We start from the raw sequence: 16,237 nt of genomic DNA on the forward strand, positions 1-16,237 counted from the left end.
ATGGCCGGCCCCATCAGCCCGCAAGGCGGACTCGCGGCGCAGCCAGGCAGGTAGGGCGATCGCCGCGCTTCACGTCAGAACAGACAAGCCCCTCGCCTCTCGAGCCCCGCCGCATGGCCTCACCCCTCGCCGCCATCGCATCAGCCGATGCTGCGCCTCGCGTGAACGCATCGGCGCGCGGCAGCTGGGTCCTGGATCCGGCGCAGGATCTGCTGTTCGTGATTCTCGCGCCGCTGCTGGTGCTGGTGCTGGCCATCGCGGCATTCCGCACGCTGGGCGCGGTGCAGGCTACGGCGCTGGTGCTGGGCACGCATATCGTGATGACCGTGGCGCATCACCTGCCCACCTTCATCCGCATCTACATGGATGTGCAGCTGTTCGCCCGGCATCGCTGGACCTTCCTGCTCGCACCGCTGCTGCCCTTCGGCATCACCCTGGCTGCAGGCGGCTGGTTGCTGGCGCATCGGTTGCCGGCTGAAAACCTGCTGTACCTGTTTCTGCTCGCGGTGCTCTGGGACCCCTGGCACTTCCTGATGCAGCACTACGGTTTCATGCGCATCTACGACCGCGCCAACCAGGCGCCACATCGGCTGGCGGCGCGCATGGATCTGGCGCTGTGCGCCAGCTGCTTCATCGCCATCATGCTGGCCAGCAGTGAATGGCTGGCCGGTCTGCTGGAAGACCTGCATCGCAGCGTGGCCTTTCCTGCCGGCCTGATTCCGCCGCCCGCGCTGCTTGCGACCTTGCGCGAACTCGCGCTGCTGCTGGCGCTGGGCACGCTGATGATCTATGCGCTGTATCTGCTGTGGTGCCTGCAGCAGCGTTATGTCCTGAGCCTGCGCAAGCTGGCGCTGTTCGGCTGCAGCTTCGCAGCCATGGCCCTGGCCTACACGCCCAATGCCTGGATCACGCAGCTGGCGCCGGGCTGGACCTTCAAGGTGGGCTTTGCCGCCATCGGCATCGTGCACATGACACAGTACCTGGCCATCGTCTGGCGCTACAACCGGGGCCTGACCGCACGGAGCGGACGTGCACGAGGCGGCTGGTTCACGCGCCTGCACGCGCGCGGCGGACTGCTGATTGCCGGCGCGTATGTGCTGCTGTGTCTGGGCTACGGACAGACCGTGAGCAGCCAGTGGCGCAGCGATGCGCTGATGGTCTTGCTGATCGCCCTGGGTCTGACTTCCACACTGATGCATTACTACTTCGACGGCTTCATCTGGAAGCTGCGCCAGCCGGCCAATGCCCAGGTGCTGGATCTGCCGGCCCGCGAAACGCCGGCGGCGCCGGGCACCGCCGCCGGTCCCGGCCGCGTGTTCGCGCGTCAGCTTCTGTACTTCGGACTGCCGCTGGCGCTGTTGTCCAGCGGCGCCTGGGCGGTCTGGCACCGTGACAGCGCCGCCGGTTACGTAGGGCATCTGCTGCGCGCCAACGTCTTGTCACAGCAGGGCGATGCCACCGGTGCGGCACAGGAAGCCATGGCCGCCTATGCCGAGATGCAAAGCCAGCTGCCCTTCGAACAGAGCATGACGCAGATCCATCCTTCCGCTGCACGCGAGACCTCGCTGGCCATGCTGGTCTACAACCACGCGCGCTTCGCGCATCTGCTGCTGCCCTCGCTGCAAGGTCATGCCCCGGATACCGCCGACCGCGCCGCCTATGCGCAGGCCACCGTGCAGGCGGCCACGCTGCTGGAGCGTGCGCTGGAGCGCGCCGAGCCGCTGGGCGACGCCGGCGGCGCGCCGATGCGCCGCGAGGACGCGCAGCGTCTGCTGCAGAGCTGGCGCGCCGAACTGCAGGCCCTGCATGCGCACTGATCATTTTCCCTGGGTGAATCCCGGTTCGCCGTCATGTCGGACTTCGACTTCATGACGGCCCTTTTCTTCTGCCTACTCACGCGATGATCCGACGATCCTTACTTGTCGCCGTACTGGCCAGCGCACTGCTGACACCGCTGGGCGCTTATGCGCAGACCGCTTTGCCCAAGGTCAAGCTGTTCACCACCGGCGGCACCATTCAGAGCAAGGGCGCACACCGCCAGAAGCTCATGGAATATTCCGACGGCCGGGTCACGCCGCAGGAACTGCTCGACGATCTGCCGGAACTCAAAGACCTGGCCGAGATCAGCACCATGGAGGTCGCCAACGTCGGCTCCGGCAACATCGCCGCCGAGCAGCTCCTGACGCTGGCGCGTGAGATCAATGCCTGGCTGGCGCGTCCCGAAGCCACCGGCGCAGTGGTCACGCATGGCACCGCCACGCTGGAGGAAACCGCGTACTTCCTGAACCTCACCGTGCACTCGCAAAAACCGGTGGTGATGGTGGGCGCCATGCGGCCGTTCACGGCGGTGAGTCGCGACGGCCCGATGAATCTCTACAACGCGGTGCGCGTCGCCGTGGCGCCGCAGTCCAGGGGCATGGGCGTGCTGATCATGCTCAATGACGAGATCAACGCCGCCCGCGACACCACCAAGACCAACACCTATCGCGTGGAAACCTTCGTGGCGCGCGACCTGGGACCGCTGGGCTTTGCCGACTCCGACCGCATCGCCTACTACCGTCGTCCGCTCTACCGGCACACCTACCGCTCCGAGTTCAACGTGGACCAGCTCAGCACGCTGCCGCGTGTGGACGTGGCCTACACCTATCAGGAGGCCGATGGCGCCGCCATCGATGCCTTCGTCACCGCCGGCGCCAAGGGCATCGTACTCACCGGCGGTGGCGGCGACGCCGTGAAGGCCGCGCAGAACAAGGGCGTGCTGATCGTCAACAGTGATCGCAAGGGCGCCGGCCGCGTGGTGGAGAGCGAGAAAGTCGCCGCCAGCGGCCGCATCACGTCCGACAATCTGCCGCCGCACAAGGCGCGCATCCTGCTGCGTCTGGCCCTGACCAAAACGCAGGACCCCAAACAAATCCAGCGCATGTTCAATGAATACTGAAATCAGCTTCGCTGCGTGTCGCGCGGGCAAGGCCTCGCAGCTTCCGAGACACCGCCTGCTGCGCGTGCTGCTGCTGTCCGCCGGCCCGCTGCTGGCGGGCGTCGCCACCGCGCAGGAGATTCCCAGGTACGCGCCGCCGCCGCCGATGCCGGCGGCCAATGCCAGGCTGCCGACCGTGGTGCTGATGTCGATGGGCGGCACCATCGCCAGCCGGGGTGCGCCGCGCCTCAACATCACCAACTACGGCGGCAAGGACTATCCGCGCGTGGATCCGCAGGACTGGGTCAATGATCTGCCGGAAATCCGCGGCATCGCCAACATCGTGCTGGAAGATCAGCGCGCGCCGCAGGAGCGTGCCAGCAGCGAAACCCATGAGGATTTCGCACGTGTGGCCAGGCGCCTCAATGAGCTGGCGCGCGATCCCAAGATCGACGGCATCGTGGTCACGCATGGCACCAACACCATGGCGGAGACCGCCTATTACATGAACCTGGTGGTGAAGACCGACAAGCCCATCGTGTTCGTCGGTTCGCAGCGCCCCTGGACCGGCCTGTCCGGCGATGGCCCGCGCAATCTCTACGATGCGGTGCGCGTCGCCGCCTCGCCGCAGTCGCGTGGCAAGGGGGTGTTGCACGCCATGAACCAGTTCATCAATCCGGCGCGCGACGTCAACAAGAGCAGCGCCTATCGCGTGCAGACCTTCCGCGGCATCGACGTCGGTGCCATCGGCTTTGTCGATCCCGACAAGGTGGTGTTCTATCGCGAACCGGTACGCCGCCACACCAGCGGCTCGGAGTTTGCCGGCAATGACTACCAGAGTCTGCCCAGGGTTGAAGTCGCTTACGCCTATCGCGATGCGCCGGGTTACCTGATCGACGCCATGGTCGCCAATGGCGCCAGAGGCATCGTGGTGGAAGGCACCGGCGCCGGCAGCCCCACTTCCGACCAGACCGAGGCGATCAAGCGCGCGCAAGCCAAGGGCGTGGTGGTGGTGGCCACCGCGCGCACCGAAGGTGGCCGCGTGCAGGACACGCCGCGTCGTCGCGAGGCGCGCATCGTGCCCGGCGACAATCTGGTGCCGGAGAAGGCGCGCATCCTGCTGCAGCTGGCGCTGACCAAGACCCAGGACCTGGGCGAAGTGAAGAGGATCTTCGATGAGTACTGAAACCTGCCGCAGTCCGGCCACCATGCTGCTGCTCGCCGCCAGCCTGCTGCTGGGCGGCGTGGCGCAGGCAGCGGAACGGTATCCGGCCTATCAGCATCACGTGAAGCTCACGCCGGAGAATTCCGTCATCGGCAATTTTCCGCAGGACAAGCAGCCCATCCTCACCGTGAAACCCGGTGCCGTGGTACGCATCGACGGCGGTGGCGGCAATCGCTGGTCGGAGCAACAGGACGCCTTCGCCTGGATCGCCGAAAACCACATCAAGCTCGATGCCGATGAGACCGAGGCGCTGCGCGAGATTGCACGCGTGGTGAAGGAAACCCCGCGCCAGGGCGAGATCAAGAGCGGCCATCTGCTGGTAGGCCCCATCGCGGTCGAGGGCGCAATGCCCGGCGACACCCTGGAGGTGCGCATCCTGGCCGTGCGGCCGCGCATCCCTTATGGCACGGTCGGCGGTCGTCCCGGTCGCGGCGGCATTCCCGATGACGTGAAAGAGCCTTTCAACTACGTGGTCGGTTTTGATCCCAAGCGCAGCACCGGCTATTTCAAACCCGGCATCGAAGTGCCGCTGGCGCCGTTCATGGGCGTGATGGGCGTGTTGCCGGCGAGCGACGAAGGCCCCAACCGCCGCAGCGGGCCGCCGGGTCTGTTCGGCGGCAACCTCGACTGCAAGGAACTGGTGGCCGGCACCTCGCTGTATCTTCCGGTCTTTCATCCCGGCGGTCTGTTCTACACCGGCGATGCGCACGCCGCGCAGGGCGATGGCGAGGTCACGGTCAACGCCATCGAAACCGCCAACACCGCGGTGCTGCAGTTCGTCCTGCACAAGAACACCGGCCTGACCGTGCCGCGTGCGGAAACGCCCACGCACTGGATCACCTTCGGCCTGGACGAGGATCTGGATCAGGCGATGATGATGGCAATCCGGCAGACCAATCAGTTTCTCGCCGAGAAGAAAGCACTGGGCTTCAGCGAAGCCTTCGCGCTGTCCAGCATCGGTATCGACTTTCACGTGACGCAGGTGGTGGACGGCACCAAGGGCGTGCACGCCATGATTCCCAAGAAGCTCTTCGTCAAGGACAAGTCCAGCTTCTGGACCACTGCGCCACACTGACGGACAAGTCCGGTGCGGGCCTGTCTCCGCAATCCCCACGGCCGCACCGGATCAGAGCTTGTTTCTCAACCGCCTTCTTTCCCGAGTGGGCGGTTCTTTTTTTGTGAGAGCCGGAACACGGCGACTTTGTCCCACACCTCGGGTTTCAGACCCCAGGTGGGGTCACCGCGGCGGCGCGCGTCTGACAAGACAACCTCACCGACGCCGGACGATTCCATGAGCTCAGCTGATCGCGCACCTTCGTCATCTTCCTTTCACGCGCTGCGCCTGAACCGGCGCCGCTTCCTCGGCAGTACCGCCGCTGCGGCGGCCGGCATCAGCCTCGCCGCCACGCCGTTCTCGCGCGCCTTCGCCGCGCTGGCGGCCGATGATGTGCTCGGCAAGTCCGTGGTGCAGATCGCGGCCATGCTGCGCAACAAGCAGATCTCTTCGGTGGAACTGGTGAAGCGCTGCTATGCGCGCATCGACGAGGTGAATCCCAGCCTCAATGCCGTGGTGTTCTTCTGCCGCGAACGCGCGCTGGCCGAAGCGCAGCAGGCCGATGCCTTGCTGGCGTCCGGCAAGACGCTGGGACCGCTGCATGGTGTGCCCTTCACCATCAAGGATTCCTTCGACACCGCCGGTGTGGTGTCCACCGGCGGCACGCTGGGACGCAAGGACTATGTGCCGGGCAAGGACGCCACGGTGGTGGCGCGCGTGCGTGCCGCCGGTGGCATTCTGCTGGGCAAGAGCAACACGCCGGAGTTCACGCTCGGCGGCGGCGCGCGCGGCACCTACAACCTCGTCTACGGCCAGACCTACAACCCCTACAACCCGAAGTATTCGCCGGCCGGTTCTTCCGGCGGCGCCGGTGCCATCGTCGCCGCAGGCGGCGCCTTCTTCGATATCGGTTCGGATTACGGCGGCTCGATCCGCGGCCCGGCCAATGTCAACGGCATCGCCGGCATCAAGCCCACGCTGGGTCGCGTGCCGCGTACCGGTCACATCGTCGGCTATGGCGGTGCTTACGATTCCTTCCAGGAAACCGGACCGCTGACGCGCTATGTGGAAGACCTGGCGCTGCTGCTGCCGATCCTCGCCGGCCCGGACGACTGGGACGCGGCAATGGCACCCGTGCCGCTGGGCGATCCTGCCAGGGTGGATCTCAAATCCTTGCGCGTGGCCTGGTATAGCAGCGACGGCATCACCGAACCCAGCGCGGAAATCCAGGCGATGGTGAAGCAGTGCGTGGGTTATTTCGACAAGCTCGGCTGCAAGATCGCCAAGGACATGCCGCCGAAGATGAAAGAGCTGGCCGACGCGCGTCGCGTGTTCAGTCAGGCCAGCGGTGGCGACAACATGCGCCGCCTGCTCAAGAAGCACGGCAGCCTGCAGGCCTCTCCCGGCCTGCGCCTGGATGGCGAGGAGATTCCCAGCAGCGAATTCACCGCCGCCTGCGAAACCATGGACGCGATCAAGAGCGAGCAGCTGAGCTGGTTCGAGCAATACGATCTGATTCTCTGCCCGAGCAGTGCGCAGCCACCCACCATCGTGCCGCCGGAGTTCGTGCGGCCGCGCAATGGCGCCAATCCCGGCGGCGGCTACAACAGCCAGTACAACACCACCGGCTGGCCGGCAGGCGTGGTGCGCGCGGCCACTTCCAAAGATGCGCCCGGCATGCCGCTGGGCATTCAGGCCGTGGCCCAGCCCTGGCGTGACGATGTGGTGATCGCGGCCCTGGCCTATATCGAGAAGCAGAGCGGCGGCTGGAAGGCCCCGTCCCTCTAAGCGCGCACGAGAACTCCCGCCATGAATGACTCGAACTCCTCCCGCTCCACCCTGCCCCATCACCTGGCGCCCGCGCCCGCGCTGAGCCGTCGTGAACTGATCGGACTGCTGCGCAAGGCCACTGCGGCGGCGGCCAGCGCGGCGCCGCTGTACGCGCAGGCCTCCACCGACAGCAGTGATGAACTCATCTACATGTCGGCCACCAAGCTCGCCGGCCTGATCCGTGCGCGCAAGGTCTCGGCGCTGGAAGCGGTGAACGCCTACATCGAGCGCCAGATTCAGGTCAACGATCTGATGAATGCGGTGGTGATGAACTCCTATGCCCGCGCCCGCAAGGAGGCGCGCGAGCTGGACGCGATGGCGGCACGCGGCGAATTCAAGGGCGCGCTGCATGGCGTGCCGATGACCATCAAGGATTCGCTGGACACCGAGGGTGTGATTTCCACCGGCGCCACCTACGGCCGCCAGCAGTACAAGCCGGGCAAGGACGCCACCGTGGTGGCGCGCGTGCGCGCCGCCGGCGCGATTCTGCTGGGCAAGACCAACACGCCGGAGTTCACGCTCGGCGGCCTGGGCGGCATCAGCACCGCCAGCAATCTGCTCTACGGGTCCTCGCACAATCCCTACGATCTCACCCGTTCCACCGCCGGCAGTTCCGGCGGCGCCGGCGCCATCGTCGCGGCTGGCGGCGCAGCCTTCGACATCGGCTCCGACTGGGGCGGTTCGATCCGCGGTCCCTCACACAACAACGGCATCGCCGGCATCAAGCCCACCAGCGTGCGCGTGCCGCGCACCGGCCATATCGTGGACTACGGCGGCATCTTCGATCTCTGGCAGCAGCTCGGGCCGATGACGCGGCGGGTGGAAGACCTGATGCTGATCACACCCATCATCAGCGGTCCGGATTTCCGCGATGCCTCCTGCGCGCCGGTGCCCTGGGCCGATCCGCGCAAGGTGGACCTGAAGAAGCTCAAGGTCGCGTTCTGCGCCGACAACGGCGGCACCGGCCGGCAGGCCACCGACGAGGACACCAAGAAGACCGTGCGCCAGGCGGCGAAGTGGCTGGAAGGCGCCACGCTGAGCGTCAAGGAAGATGCGCCGCTGGCGGTGCTGGAAGACTTGCGTGCGGCGCGCAGCGCGCTCACCAGCGGTGACGGCTGGGCCTTCTACAAGCGCCTCGCCGACAAATGGCACACCGTGAACTTCTCACCGCAACGCAAGGAGGCCATGGGCAAGGCGACGCCGATCAGCTCGGCGGCGATGGTCGAAGCCTGGGAGCAGCACGATCTCGCCAAGTCGCGGATGCTGGAGTGGATGAAAAACTACGATGTCTTCATCTGCCCCACCGCCGGCAAGCCGGCGCAGCCCATCGATCAGGAAGGTGCCGGCGGCGGCGGTGGCAGCAGCCCCGGCGGCGGCTGGCCGTACACCGGTGTATTCAACAGCACCGGCTGGCCCAGCGTGGTGGTGCGCTGCGGCTCTTCGGCGGACGGCAAGCTGCCCATCGGCCTGCAAGTGGTCGCCGCGCCCTGGCGCGAAGACCTGTGCCTGGCGGTTGCCGCGTTTCTCGAACAGCAGAGCGGCGGCTGGAAGCGTCCGCCGATCTAGGGCCTGTTAACACGATGGCGGTCGCTGCGACGGAGGCTGTTTTGGCGCAGGGCAAGGCGGCAGACGCGCCGCTTGGTGATTCCAAGCCAGCGGCTGCCAACGCCGCCCTGCGCCAAAACAGCCCCGTCCCTTCGGGTTGCGCCGGAAATCGCGCCATGCGGCGTTGCGAAACTTGGCTTTGGAACCACCAAAGCCTGCGTTTCGCGCCTTGCTTGGCGCGATTTCTGGCAGCAACGCAGTGATCGTCCATAGTGTTAACAGGCCCTAGCAGGGCGACGCAAGACTCGTGTTGCATCGGCCTGCCGGTGGCTGGCAGGTGAAACCCGAGGTGTGAGACCAGGCCCGGATGCCGGGTCTCACACCTCGCCCCTCAGGCCTTGCGCACAAACTCCGACTTCAGGCCCATCTGCCCGATGCCGTCAATCTTGCAGTCGATGTTGTGATCGCCATCGACCAGGCGGATGTTGCGCACCTTGGTGCCGACTTTCACCACCGAGGATGAGCCCTTCACCTTCAGATCCTTGATCACGGTGACGGTGTCGCCGTCCTGCAGCACATTGCCGCTGGCATCCTTCACCACCAGCACCTCTTCCGCCGCCGCGGCGGGCGCCGCCTGCGGCGACCATTCGTGGCTGCACTCGGGGCAGATGTACAAGCCGCCGTCTTCATAGGTGAAGGCGGAATGGCACTTGGGGCAGTTGGGCAGATCGCTCATTTCGGTTCTCGGTTCATTGGGGGAAAGCATTCAATCCAGCACATCGAGCAGCTGCAGCTCCAGGCTCTCGCTGCCCTGCCAGCGGTTGATGGCCAGACGATAGGTGGCGTGCAGGCTGCCGCGCTCGCGCAGCTGCTCGATGCCGTTGAAGTGCATGGCCTCGATGCTCTGGCCATCGGCACTGCGCAGACGGTATTTCACATGCAGCTCCTTGAGCACACGCAGGGACTGCACCTCGAAGCGGCCTTCGAACAGGGGCTCGGGAAAACCCTGCCCCCAGGGGCCGCCCTGCTCCAGCGCGCGTGCGGTGTCCAGGCTGAACTCTTCGCCGCGCAGCTCGCCGTCGGTATGCACCTGCAGCTGCAGCGCGTCTTCATCCAGCCACTGCGCGCAGAGCGCGGCGAAGCTTTGCGCGAACTGTTCGTAACGCGCCTCGGCGAGGCTCAGGCCCGCGGCCATGGCATGCCCGCCGTAGCGCAGGATCAGGCCCGGCGCCTGCGCGTCGATGGCGGCCAGCGCATCGCGCAGATGCAGGCCGGCAATCGAACGGCCCGAGCCTTTCAGCACACCGGCTTCCTGGGCGCGCGCGAAAGCGAAGGTGGGACGATGCAGGCGTTCCTTGATGCGCGAGGCGACCAGGCCCACCACGCCCTCGTGCCAGCTCTCGTCGAACAGACAGATGCCGGCGGCATCGCTGTCCTCGATCATCAGCTCGGCGGTTTCGCGCATATCGGTTTCGATGGCGCGGCGCTCGCGGTTGTAGCGCTCCAGTTCCTGAGCCATCGGCAGCGCGCTCTGCAGATCGGCGGCCAGCAGGCAGTCGATGCCGCTGCGGATGTCTTCGAGCCGGCCGGCGGCATTGATGCGCGGCCCGAGCACGAAACCCAGATCGGTGGCGCTCAGGCGCTCGGCGCTGCGTCCCGCCACCTGCAGCAGTGCCTGCACACCGGGCCGCGCGCGACCGGCGCGGATGCGCGCCAGGCCCTGCGCGACCAGGATGCGGTTGTTGTGGTCCAGACGCACCACGTCGGCGACGGTGCCGATGGCCACCAGATCCAGCAGCTCGGCGAGATTGGGCTCGCTGCGCGTGGCAAACCAGTTCTGCGCACGCAGCTGCGCGCGCGTGGCGAGCAGCAGATAGAACATCACGCCGACACCGGCCAGATGCTTGGACGCAAAACCGCAGCCGGGCTGATTGGGATTGACGATGGCCTCGGCGGACGGCAGCACACTGCCGGGCAGATGATGATCGGTGACGATCACCTTCAGGCCCAGGCGCTGCGCATGCGCCACGCCTTCCAGGCTGCTGATGCCGGCATCCACCGTGATCAGCAGCTGTGCGCCGCTGCGCGCCGCCAGTTCGGCCAGCGCCGGTGACAGGCCGTACCCCATGCGGAAACGATCCGGCACCACGTAGTGCACGGCGCCGGCGCCGAGCGCGCGCAGACCGCAGACCGCCACCGCGACACCGGTGGCGCCATCGGCATCGTAATCACCGCTGATCACGATGGGCGTCTGCGCGACGATGGCGTCGGCCAGCAGCGCGCTGGCCGTGTCGATCTGCTTGAGTGCGGTGGGCGCCTGCAGGCGCGCGGCATCCAGGGCCAGCTGCTCGGGGGCGAGGCCGCGCGCCGCATACACGCGGCGCAGCACCGGATGCAGGCTGGCGGGCAGCGCCTGCGGCTGCCCGGGCGCACGCGCGAGGACGCGCGGGCGCTGGCGGCTCACTTCAGGTGCGCAAGCAGCGCTTTTTCCACCGCGCTGCGTTCGGCCGGTACCTGGATCAGACCCTTGAGGCCATCCTTCATGATGATGTCCGGATCCTTCAGGCCGTTGCCGGTCAGGGTGCAGACCACGGTGCTGCCCTGCGCGATCTTGCCGGACTTGATGTCGGCCAGCGCGCCGCACAGCGAGGCGGCCGAAGCCGGTTCGCAGAACACGCCTTCGGTGGCGGCGAGCAGCTTCTGCGTGGCGAGAATCGCCTCGTCGCTGCACTCATCGAACCAGCCCTGCGACTCCTTCTGCACCACCCAGGCGCGATCCCAGGACTGCGGGTCGCCGATACGGATGGCGGTGGCGATGGTCTCGGGATTCTTCACCGGACCGCCGCGCATGAACGGCGCGCTGCCGGCAGCCTGGTAGCCGACCATCTTCGGACGGTTCCTGGCGAAGGGCCGGTCGCAGAAGCGGCACTGTCCGTCGCAGAGCGCGCAGGACTGCGTCTTGATGCCGGCGGCTTCGCTGTAGCCGATCCAGTGCGCGGTGATGTTGCCGGCATTGCCGACCGGCAGGCAGTGGTAGTCCGGCGCACGGCCGAGTTCTTCCACGATCTCGAAGGCCGCCGTCTTCTGGCCCTGCAGGCGATAGGGATTGATGGAATTGACGATGGCCACCGGCGTGGTCTGGCCGATCTCCTTCACCAGCTGCATGCCGTCATCGAAATTGCCCTGGATCTGGATCACCACCGCGCCGTGCACCACGGCCTGCGCCAGCTTGCCCAGGGCGATCTTGCCTTCCGGAATCAGCACGAAGGCGGTGATGCCGGCGCGCACCGCGTAGGCCGCCGCCGCCGCCGAGGTGTTGCCGGTGGAGGCGCAGATGATGGCCTTGGCGCCCTCGTGCACGGCCTGGGTCACGGCCACGGTCATGCCGCGGTCCTTGAACGAGCCGGTGGGGTTCAGGCCCTCGAACTTCACATACAGCTCGCCTTCGAAGCCGATCTGCCCGGGCAGGCGCTCCAGCTTGATCAGCGGCGTGCCGCCTTCGCCCAGGGAAATGGCGCGCGCTTCAGGCGCCAGGGGCAGACGGTTGCGGTAGTGTTCGATCAGTCCGGTGTAGCGGCTCACGTGAAATTCCCAGATAAAAAAACAGATGAGGCGGGCGGTTCAGGCCGCCTGCGGATAAGCTCTAAAACTTCGCCAGCAGCGCCTGCAGATGCTCGCGCACCTGCGGCCACTCGCTGTCGACGATGCTGAAATAAACGCTGTCGCGCACGCGCCCGGACGCGCAGAGCACATGGCGACGGAAGATGCCTTCCTGCGTGGCGCCGATGCGCGCGATGGCGGCACGCGAACGCAGATTGAGCGCGTCGGTCTTGAACTCCACGCGCATCAGGCCCAGGGTCTCGAAGGCATGCCGCAGCAGCAGATACTTGGCTTCGGTGTTGATGCCGCTGCGCTGTGCTTCGGGCGCAAGCCAGGTCCAGCCGATCTCGGCACGCCGGTCGCGCAGCGAGAACTGGAACAGCCGCGTGCTGCCGACGATGCGGCCGCTGCCCAGCTCACGCTGCACGAAGACCTGCGCGCTGCCCGCCGCCACCGCGCTCAGCGCGGTATCGACGAAACGCGCCATGCTGCCCGGCGTGTCGTAGGCTTCCGGATACCAGGTCCAGATGGCTTCATCGCTGCCGGCGGCGATCAGCGCATCCAGATGCTGCCGCTGCAAGGGCAGCAGCTCCACCTGCCGCCCGCGCAAGCTCAGGGGCGACAGATCGATGGCAGGGCGCTGATCCGGCGGCAGCATGCTTGCTTTAAAACTTCTCGACGCGCAGCCGCGCCGCATCGCTGCGCACGAAGGGCAGCTTGCGGATTTCGTTCAAGGCATGATCGAAGCGCTGCTGCGCAATCACCGAGGTGATCAGCGCCACATGCGCGTCCTCATGTCCGCTGGGCTCGCGCTGCAGGATGGCTTCGACGCTGATCTGGTGCTCGGCGAGAATCGCGGTCAGGCGTGACAGCACGCCCGGCTCGTCAGCCACCTTCAGACGCAGATAGAACGCGCTTTCCACCGCACCGGCCGGTGCAATGGCCAGGCTCTGCACCGCTTCGGGCTGGAAGGCCAGGGCCGGCACTGCGTGCCGCACGTCGCCGCCGAAGCCGCGCGCCAGATCCACCAGATCGGCCACCACCGCCGAGGCCGTGGCATCGCCACCGGCGCCGCGACCGTAGAGGCCCACCTCGCCCACCGCGTTGCCGCGGATCACCACCGAGTTGAGCACGCCATCGACCTTGGCCAGCAGCGTGGACTCCGGAATCAGGGTCGGATGCACGCGCAGCTCCACCCCGCCGGCGCCGCGCTTGGCGATGCCCAGCAGCTTGATGCGGTAACCGAAGACCTTGGCGATCTCGATGTCCTGCGCGGTGACGCTCTGGATGCCTTCCACCGACACCGCTGCGAAATTCAGCGGCATGCCGAAGGCGATGCTGGCGAGAATGGTGAGCTTGTGCGCGGCATCGAAGCCGCCGATGTCGAAGGTCGGATCGGCTTCGGCATAACCCAGCTTCTGCGCGTCGGCCAGGGCATCGGCAAAACTCTGGCCCTTGCTCTGCATCTGCGTGAGGATGTAGTTGCAGGTGCCGTTGATGATGCCGGCGAGCTTGTCGATGCGGTTGCCGGCGAGGCCTTCGCGGATCGCCTTGATCACCGGAATACCGCCGGCCACCGCCGCTTCGAAGCCGATGCTCAGGTTCTGCTTGCGCGCCAGTGCGAACAGCTCGTTGCCGTGCTCGGCGAGCAGCGCCTTGTTGGCGGTGACCACCGGCTTGCCGCGCGTCAGCGCCACCTCGATCAGCTCGCGCGCCGGGCTGATGCCGCCGATGGTCTCGACGATGATGTCGACATCGGCCTGCGTGGCCAGCTGCATGGCATCGGACAGCACTTCGATGCCGCTCAGATCACAGTCACGCGCCTTGCCGGCGCTGCGCGCGCTGACATGGCTCACCTGCAGCTTGCGGCCGACGCGGCGTTCGATCTCTTCGGCGTTGTTCTTCAGCAGGCGCAGCACACCCTGGCCGACGGTGCCCAGGCCCAGGATGCCGACTTTCAGTACCGGCTTGTTCATGCCTGCGCGCTCTTGTTCAGCATTTTCTTGATGCCACGGATCGCCTGGCGCGTGCGGTGCTCGTTTTCGATCAGGGCGAAGCGCACATGCGTGTCACCGTATTCACCAAAGCCGATGCCCGGCGACACCGCCACCTTGGCTTCCTCCAGCAGCAGCTTGGAGAACTCCAGCGAGCCCATGTGCTTGTAGGCCTCCGGAATCTCCGCCCAGACGAACATCGTGGCCTTGGGCTTGGTGACCTTCCAGCCGGCGGCGTTGAGGCCTTCGCAGAGCACATCGCGGCGATGCTGGTACATGTGGCGAATCTCCGCCACGCACTGCTGCGGGCCTTCCAGCGCGGCGATGGCCGCGACCTGGATCGGCGTGAACATGCCGTAGTCCAGATAGCTCTTGATGCGCGCCAGCGCGCCCACCAGGGTCTTGTTGCCGCACATGAAGCCGACACGCCAGCCCGGCATGTTGTAGCTCTTCGACAGGGTGTAGAACTCCACCGCCACGTCCTTGGCGCCCGGCACCTGCAGCACGCTGGGCGCGGTGTAGCCGTCGAACACGATGTCGGCGTAGGCGATGTCATGCACCAGCCAGATCTGGTGCTCGCGGCAGATCGCCACCGCCTTCTCGAAGAAATCCAGGTCCACGCACTGCGTGGTCGGATTGCCCGGGAAGTTGAGGATCAGCATCTTCGGCTTGGGCGAGGACTCGCGGATCGCGCGCTGCAGCTCCTCGAAGAAATCCACATCCGGGGTCATCTTCACGTGGTGCACGGTGGCACCGGCCAGCACCACGCCGTAAGGATGAATCGGGTACGCGGGATTGGGCACCATCACCACATCGCCGGAATCCAGGGTGGCGAAGGCCAGATGCGCCAGACCTTCCTTGGAGCCGATGGTGGCGATCACCTCGGTCTCGGGGTCCAGTTCCACGTCATAACGGGTCTGGTACCAGCGCGCCATGGCGCGGCGCAGACGCGGAATGCCCTTGGACACCGAGTAACGGTGCGTGTGCGTGCCATCCTCGTCGTGCAGCTCGGGGCGCACGTAGTCGGAATCGGTGCCGCGCACCGAAGCTTCGACCAGCTTGTCGAGAATGTGCTTGGGCGTGGGCTGGTCCGGATTGCCCATCGAAAAATCGATGATGTCATCGCCACGGGCTCGTGCAGCCTTCTTCAACTCGGCAACGACATTGAAGACGTAAGGCGGCAGGCGCTCGATGCGCGGAAAGACGGTGTTCACGGATGGTCCGGTCTGCAGGGTGGATGAGGGTATATGCCTGTTTTTCCCTTTGCGGGAAAAAAAGGGCGCTTATTATCGGCGCCCGGGTCTGATGTTGAAAGGGGAAGCGCTGATCGCGTCTTATCTCGCCAGCCACGGCCCCTGTCTTGCGCGCCATTTACCGGCAGCGAGCCACCACGCAGCATAGGGGCCTGTTAACAGTCACTTTGGGCGCTGCGTTGCTGCCAGAAATCGCGCCAGGCAAGGCGCGAAACGCGGGCCTTGGTGGTTCCAAGGCCAAGTTTCGCAACGCCGCATGGCGCAATTTCTGGCGCAACCCGAAGGGACGGGGTCGCTTTGCCGCAGGGCGGCGTTGGCAACCGCTGGCCTGGAATCACCAAGCGGCGCGTCTGCCGCCTTGCCCTGCGGCAAAACGACCTCCGTCGCAGCGCCCAAAGTGACGGCTAACAGACCTCATGGCTCACAACAAGAAGCAAGAAGGATATCTCCCATGCACAGGCATTCTCCGCGGGTCTCGTTTCATCGTCTGAGTCTGAGCACGCTGCTGCTGCTGGCGCTGGCCGCGCCGGTCGCGCAGGCCTATGAGGAGGAGCAGCCGCGCGGTCTGCATATCGGCGTGCCGGGTGCCGGCGTCAGCATCGGCGGTGGCCAGGGCATTCAGGTCGGTGCGGGCAGCGCCGGTGTGTCGATCGGCGGCGGCCAGGGCATCCGCGCCGGCGTGCCGGGTGCCGGCGTCGCGATCGGCGGTGGCCAGGGCATTCGTGCCGGCGCCGGCAGCGCGGGCGTCGCCATGGGTGATGGTCGCGGCATCCGTGCCGGTGTCCCGGGTGCGGGCGTGGTCGTGGGTGGCGGTCAGGG

At 66.4% G+C, this 16,237-nt stretch carries 12 protein-coding genes and 1 pseudogene; 7 read left to right on the forward strand and 6 right to left on the reverse strand.

Translation table 11 applies throughout. The features are described 5' to 3' along the window. Nucleotides 1-113: 113 nt before the first annotated feature. From BMY12_RS01915 to BMY12_RS01940, 6 genes are all read left to right on the forward strand, one after another. The gene (locus BMY12_RS01915; RefSeq protein ID WP_143068811.1) at nucleotides 114-1,817 is read left to right on the forward strand and encodes a hypothetical protein; all 1,704 of its coding nucleotides are present in this window, start codon (nucleotides 114-116) and stop codon (nucleotides 1,815-1,817) included. An 83-nt stretch (nucleotides 1,818-1,900) separates the two neighbouring features. Continuing rightward, nucleotides 1,901-2,938, forward strand: a complete 1,038-nt coding sequence (locus BMY12_RS01920) for an asparaginase (RefSeq protein ID WP_093281217.1) — start codon at nucleotides 1,901-1,903, stop codon at nucleotides 2,936-2,938. After that, nucleotides 2,928-4,103, forward strand: coding sequence for an asparaginase (locus BMY12_RS01925; RefSeq protein WP_093281219.1), 1,176 nt, complete (start codon nucleotides 2,928-2,930; stop codon nucleotides 4,101-4,103). The genes BMY12_RS01920 and BMY12_RS01925 overlap by 11 nt, the downstream gene beginning before the upstream one ends. Continuing rightward, nucleotides 4,093-5,217 carry an acetamidase/formamidase family protein gene (locus BMY12_RS01930; protein WP_093281222.1) on the forward strand — a complete coding sequence of 375 codons (1,125 nt, stop codon included), beginning with the start codon at nucleotides 4,093-4,095 and terminating at the stop codon, nucleotides 5,215-5,217. The genes BMY12_RS01925 and BMY12_RS01930 overlap by 11 nt, the downstream gene beginning before the upstream one ends. Before the next feature lie 216 nt (nucleotides 5,218-5,433). Further along, complete coding sequence (locus tag BMY12_RS01935; protein ID WP_093281224.1) at nucleotides 5,434-6,984, forward strand: amidase; 1,551 nt, start codon at nucleotides 5,434-5,436, stop codon at nucleotides 6,982-6,984. 21 nt (nucleotides 6,985-7,005) lie between these two features. Next, a complete protein-coding gene (locus BMY12_RS01940; protein WP_093281227.1) occupies nucleotides 7,006-8,592 on the forward strand; it encodes an amidase in 1,587 nt (528 codons plus the stop codon). Nucleotides 8,593-8,962: 370 nt separating this feature from the next. Here the strand turns inward: BMY12_RS01940 and BMY12_RS01945 are convergent, their stop codons facing one another. The 6 genes from BMY12_RS01945 to alaC all read right to left on the reverse strand — a co-directional run bounded on the left by BMY12_RS01945 (nucleotide 8,963) and on the right by alaC (nucleotide 15,379). Then, complete coding sequence (locus tag BMY12_RS01945) at nucleotides 8,963-9,307, reverse strand: zinc ribbon domain-containing protein YjdM (protein ID WP_093281229.1); 345 nt, start codon at nucleotides 9,305-9,307, stop codon at nucleotides 8,963-8,965. Nucleotides 9,308-9,337: 30 nt separating this feature from the next. Then, on the reverse strand, nucleotides 9,338-11,035 hold the full coding sequence (gene recJ, locus BMY12_RS01950; RefSeq protein WP_093281232.1) for a single-stranded-DNA-specific exonuclease RecJ: 1,698 nt from the start codon (nucleotides 11,033-11,035) through the stop codon (nucleotides 9,338-9,340). Next, the gene (gene thrC, locus BMY12_RS01955; protein WP_093281235.1) at nucleotides 11,032-12,153 is read right to left on the reverse strand and encodes a threonine synthase; all 1,122 of its coding nucleotides are present in this window, start codon (nucleotides 12,151-12,153) and stop codon (nucleotides 11,032-11,034) included. The genes recJ and thrC overlap by 4 nt, the downstream gene beginning before the upstream one ends. Nucleotides 12,154-12,214: 61 nt before the next feature. Then, nucleotides 12,215-12,829 (reverse strand): GNAT family N-acetyltransferase, encoded by a 615-nt coding sequence (locus BMY12_RS01960; protein WP_093281237.1) that lies wholly within the window; start codon nucleotides 12,827-12,829, stop codon nucleotides 12,215-12,217. 7 nt (nucleotides 12,830-12,836) lie between these two features. Beyond that, nucleotides 12,837-14,147 carry a homoserine dehydrogenase gene (locus tag BMY12_RS01965; protein WP_093281240.1) on the reverse strand — a complete coding sequence of 437 codons (1,311 nt, stop codon included), beginning with the start codon at nucleotides 14,145-14,147 and terminating at the stop codon, nucleotides 12,837-12,839. After that, a complete protein-coding gene (alaC, locus tag BMY12_RS01970) occupies nucleotides 14,144-15,379 on the reverse strand; it encodes an alanine transaminase (RefSeq protein WP_093281243.1) in 1,236 nt (411 codons plus the stop codon). Before alaC ends, BMY12_RS01965 begins: the two co-directional genes overlap by 4 nt. 490 nt (nucleotides 15,380-15,869) lie before the next feature. Here alaC and BMY12_RS20175 point away from each other — a divergent pair. Next, a pseudogene (locus BMY12_RS20175) lies at nucleotides 15,870-16,237 on the forward strand (hypothetical protein); the annotation flags it as partial.

The organism is Solimonas aquatica, from assembly GCF_900111015.1.
In the GTDB taxonomy this organism is placed as follows: Bacteria; Pseudomonadota; Gammaproteobacteria; order Nevskiales; family Nevskiaceae; genus Solimonas; species Solimonas aquatica.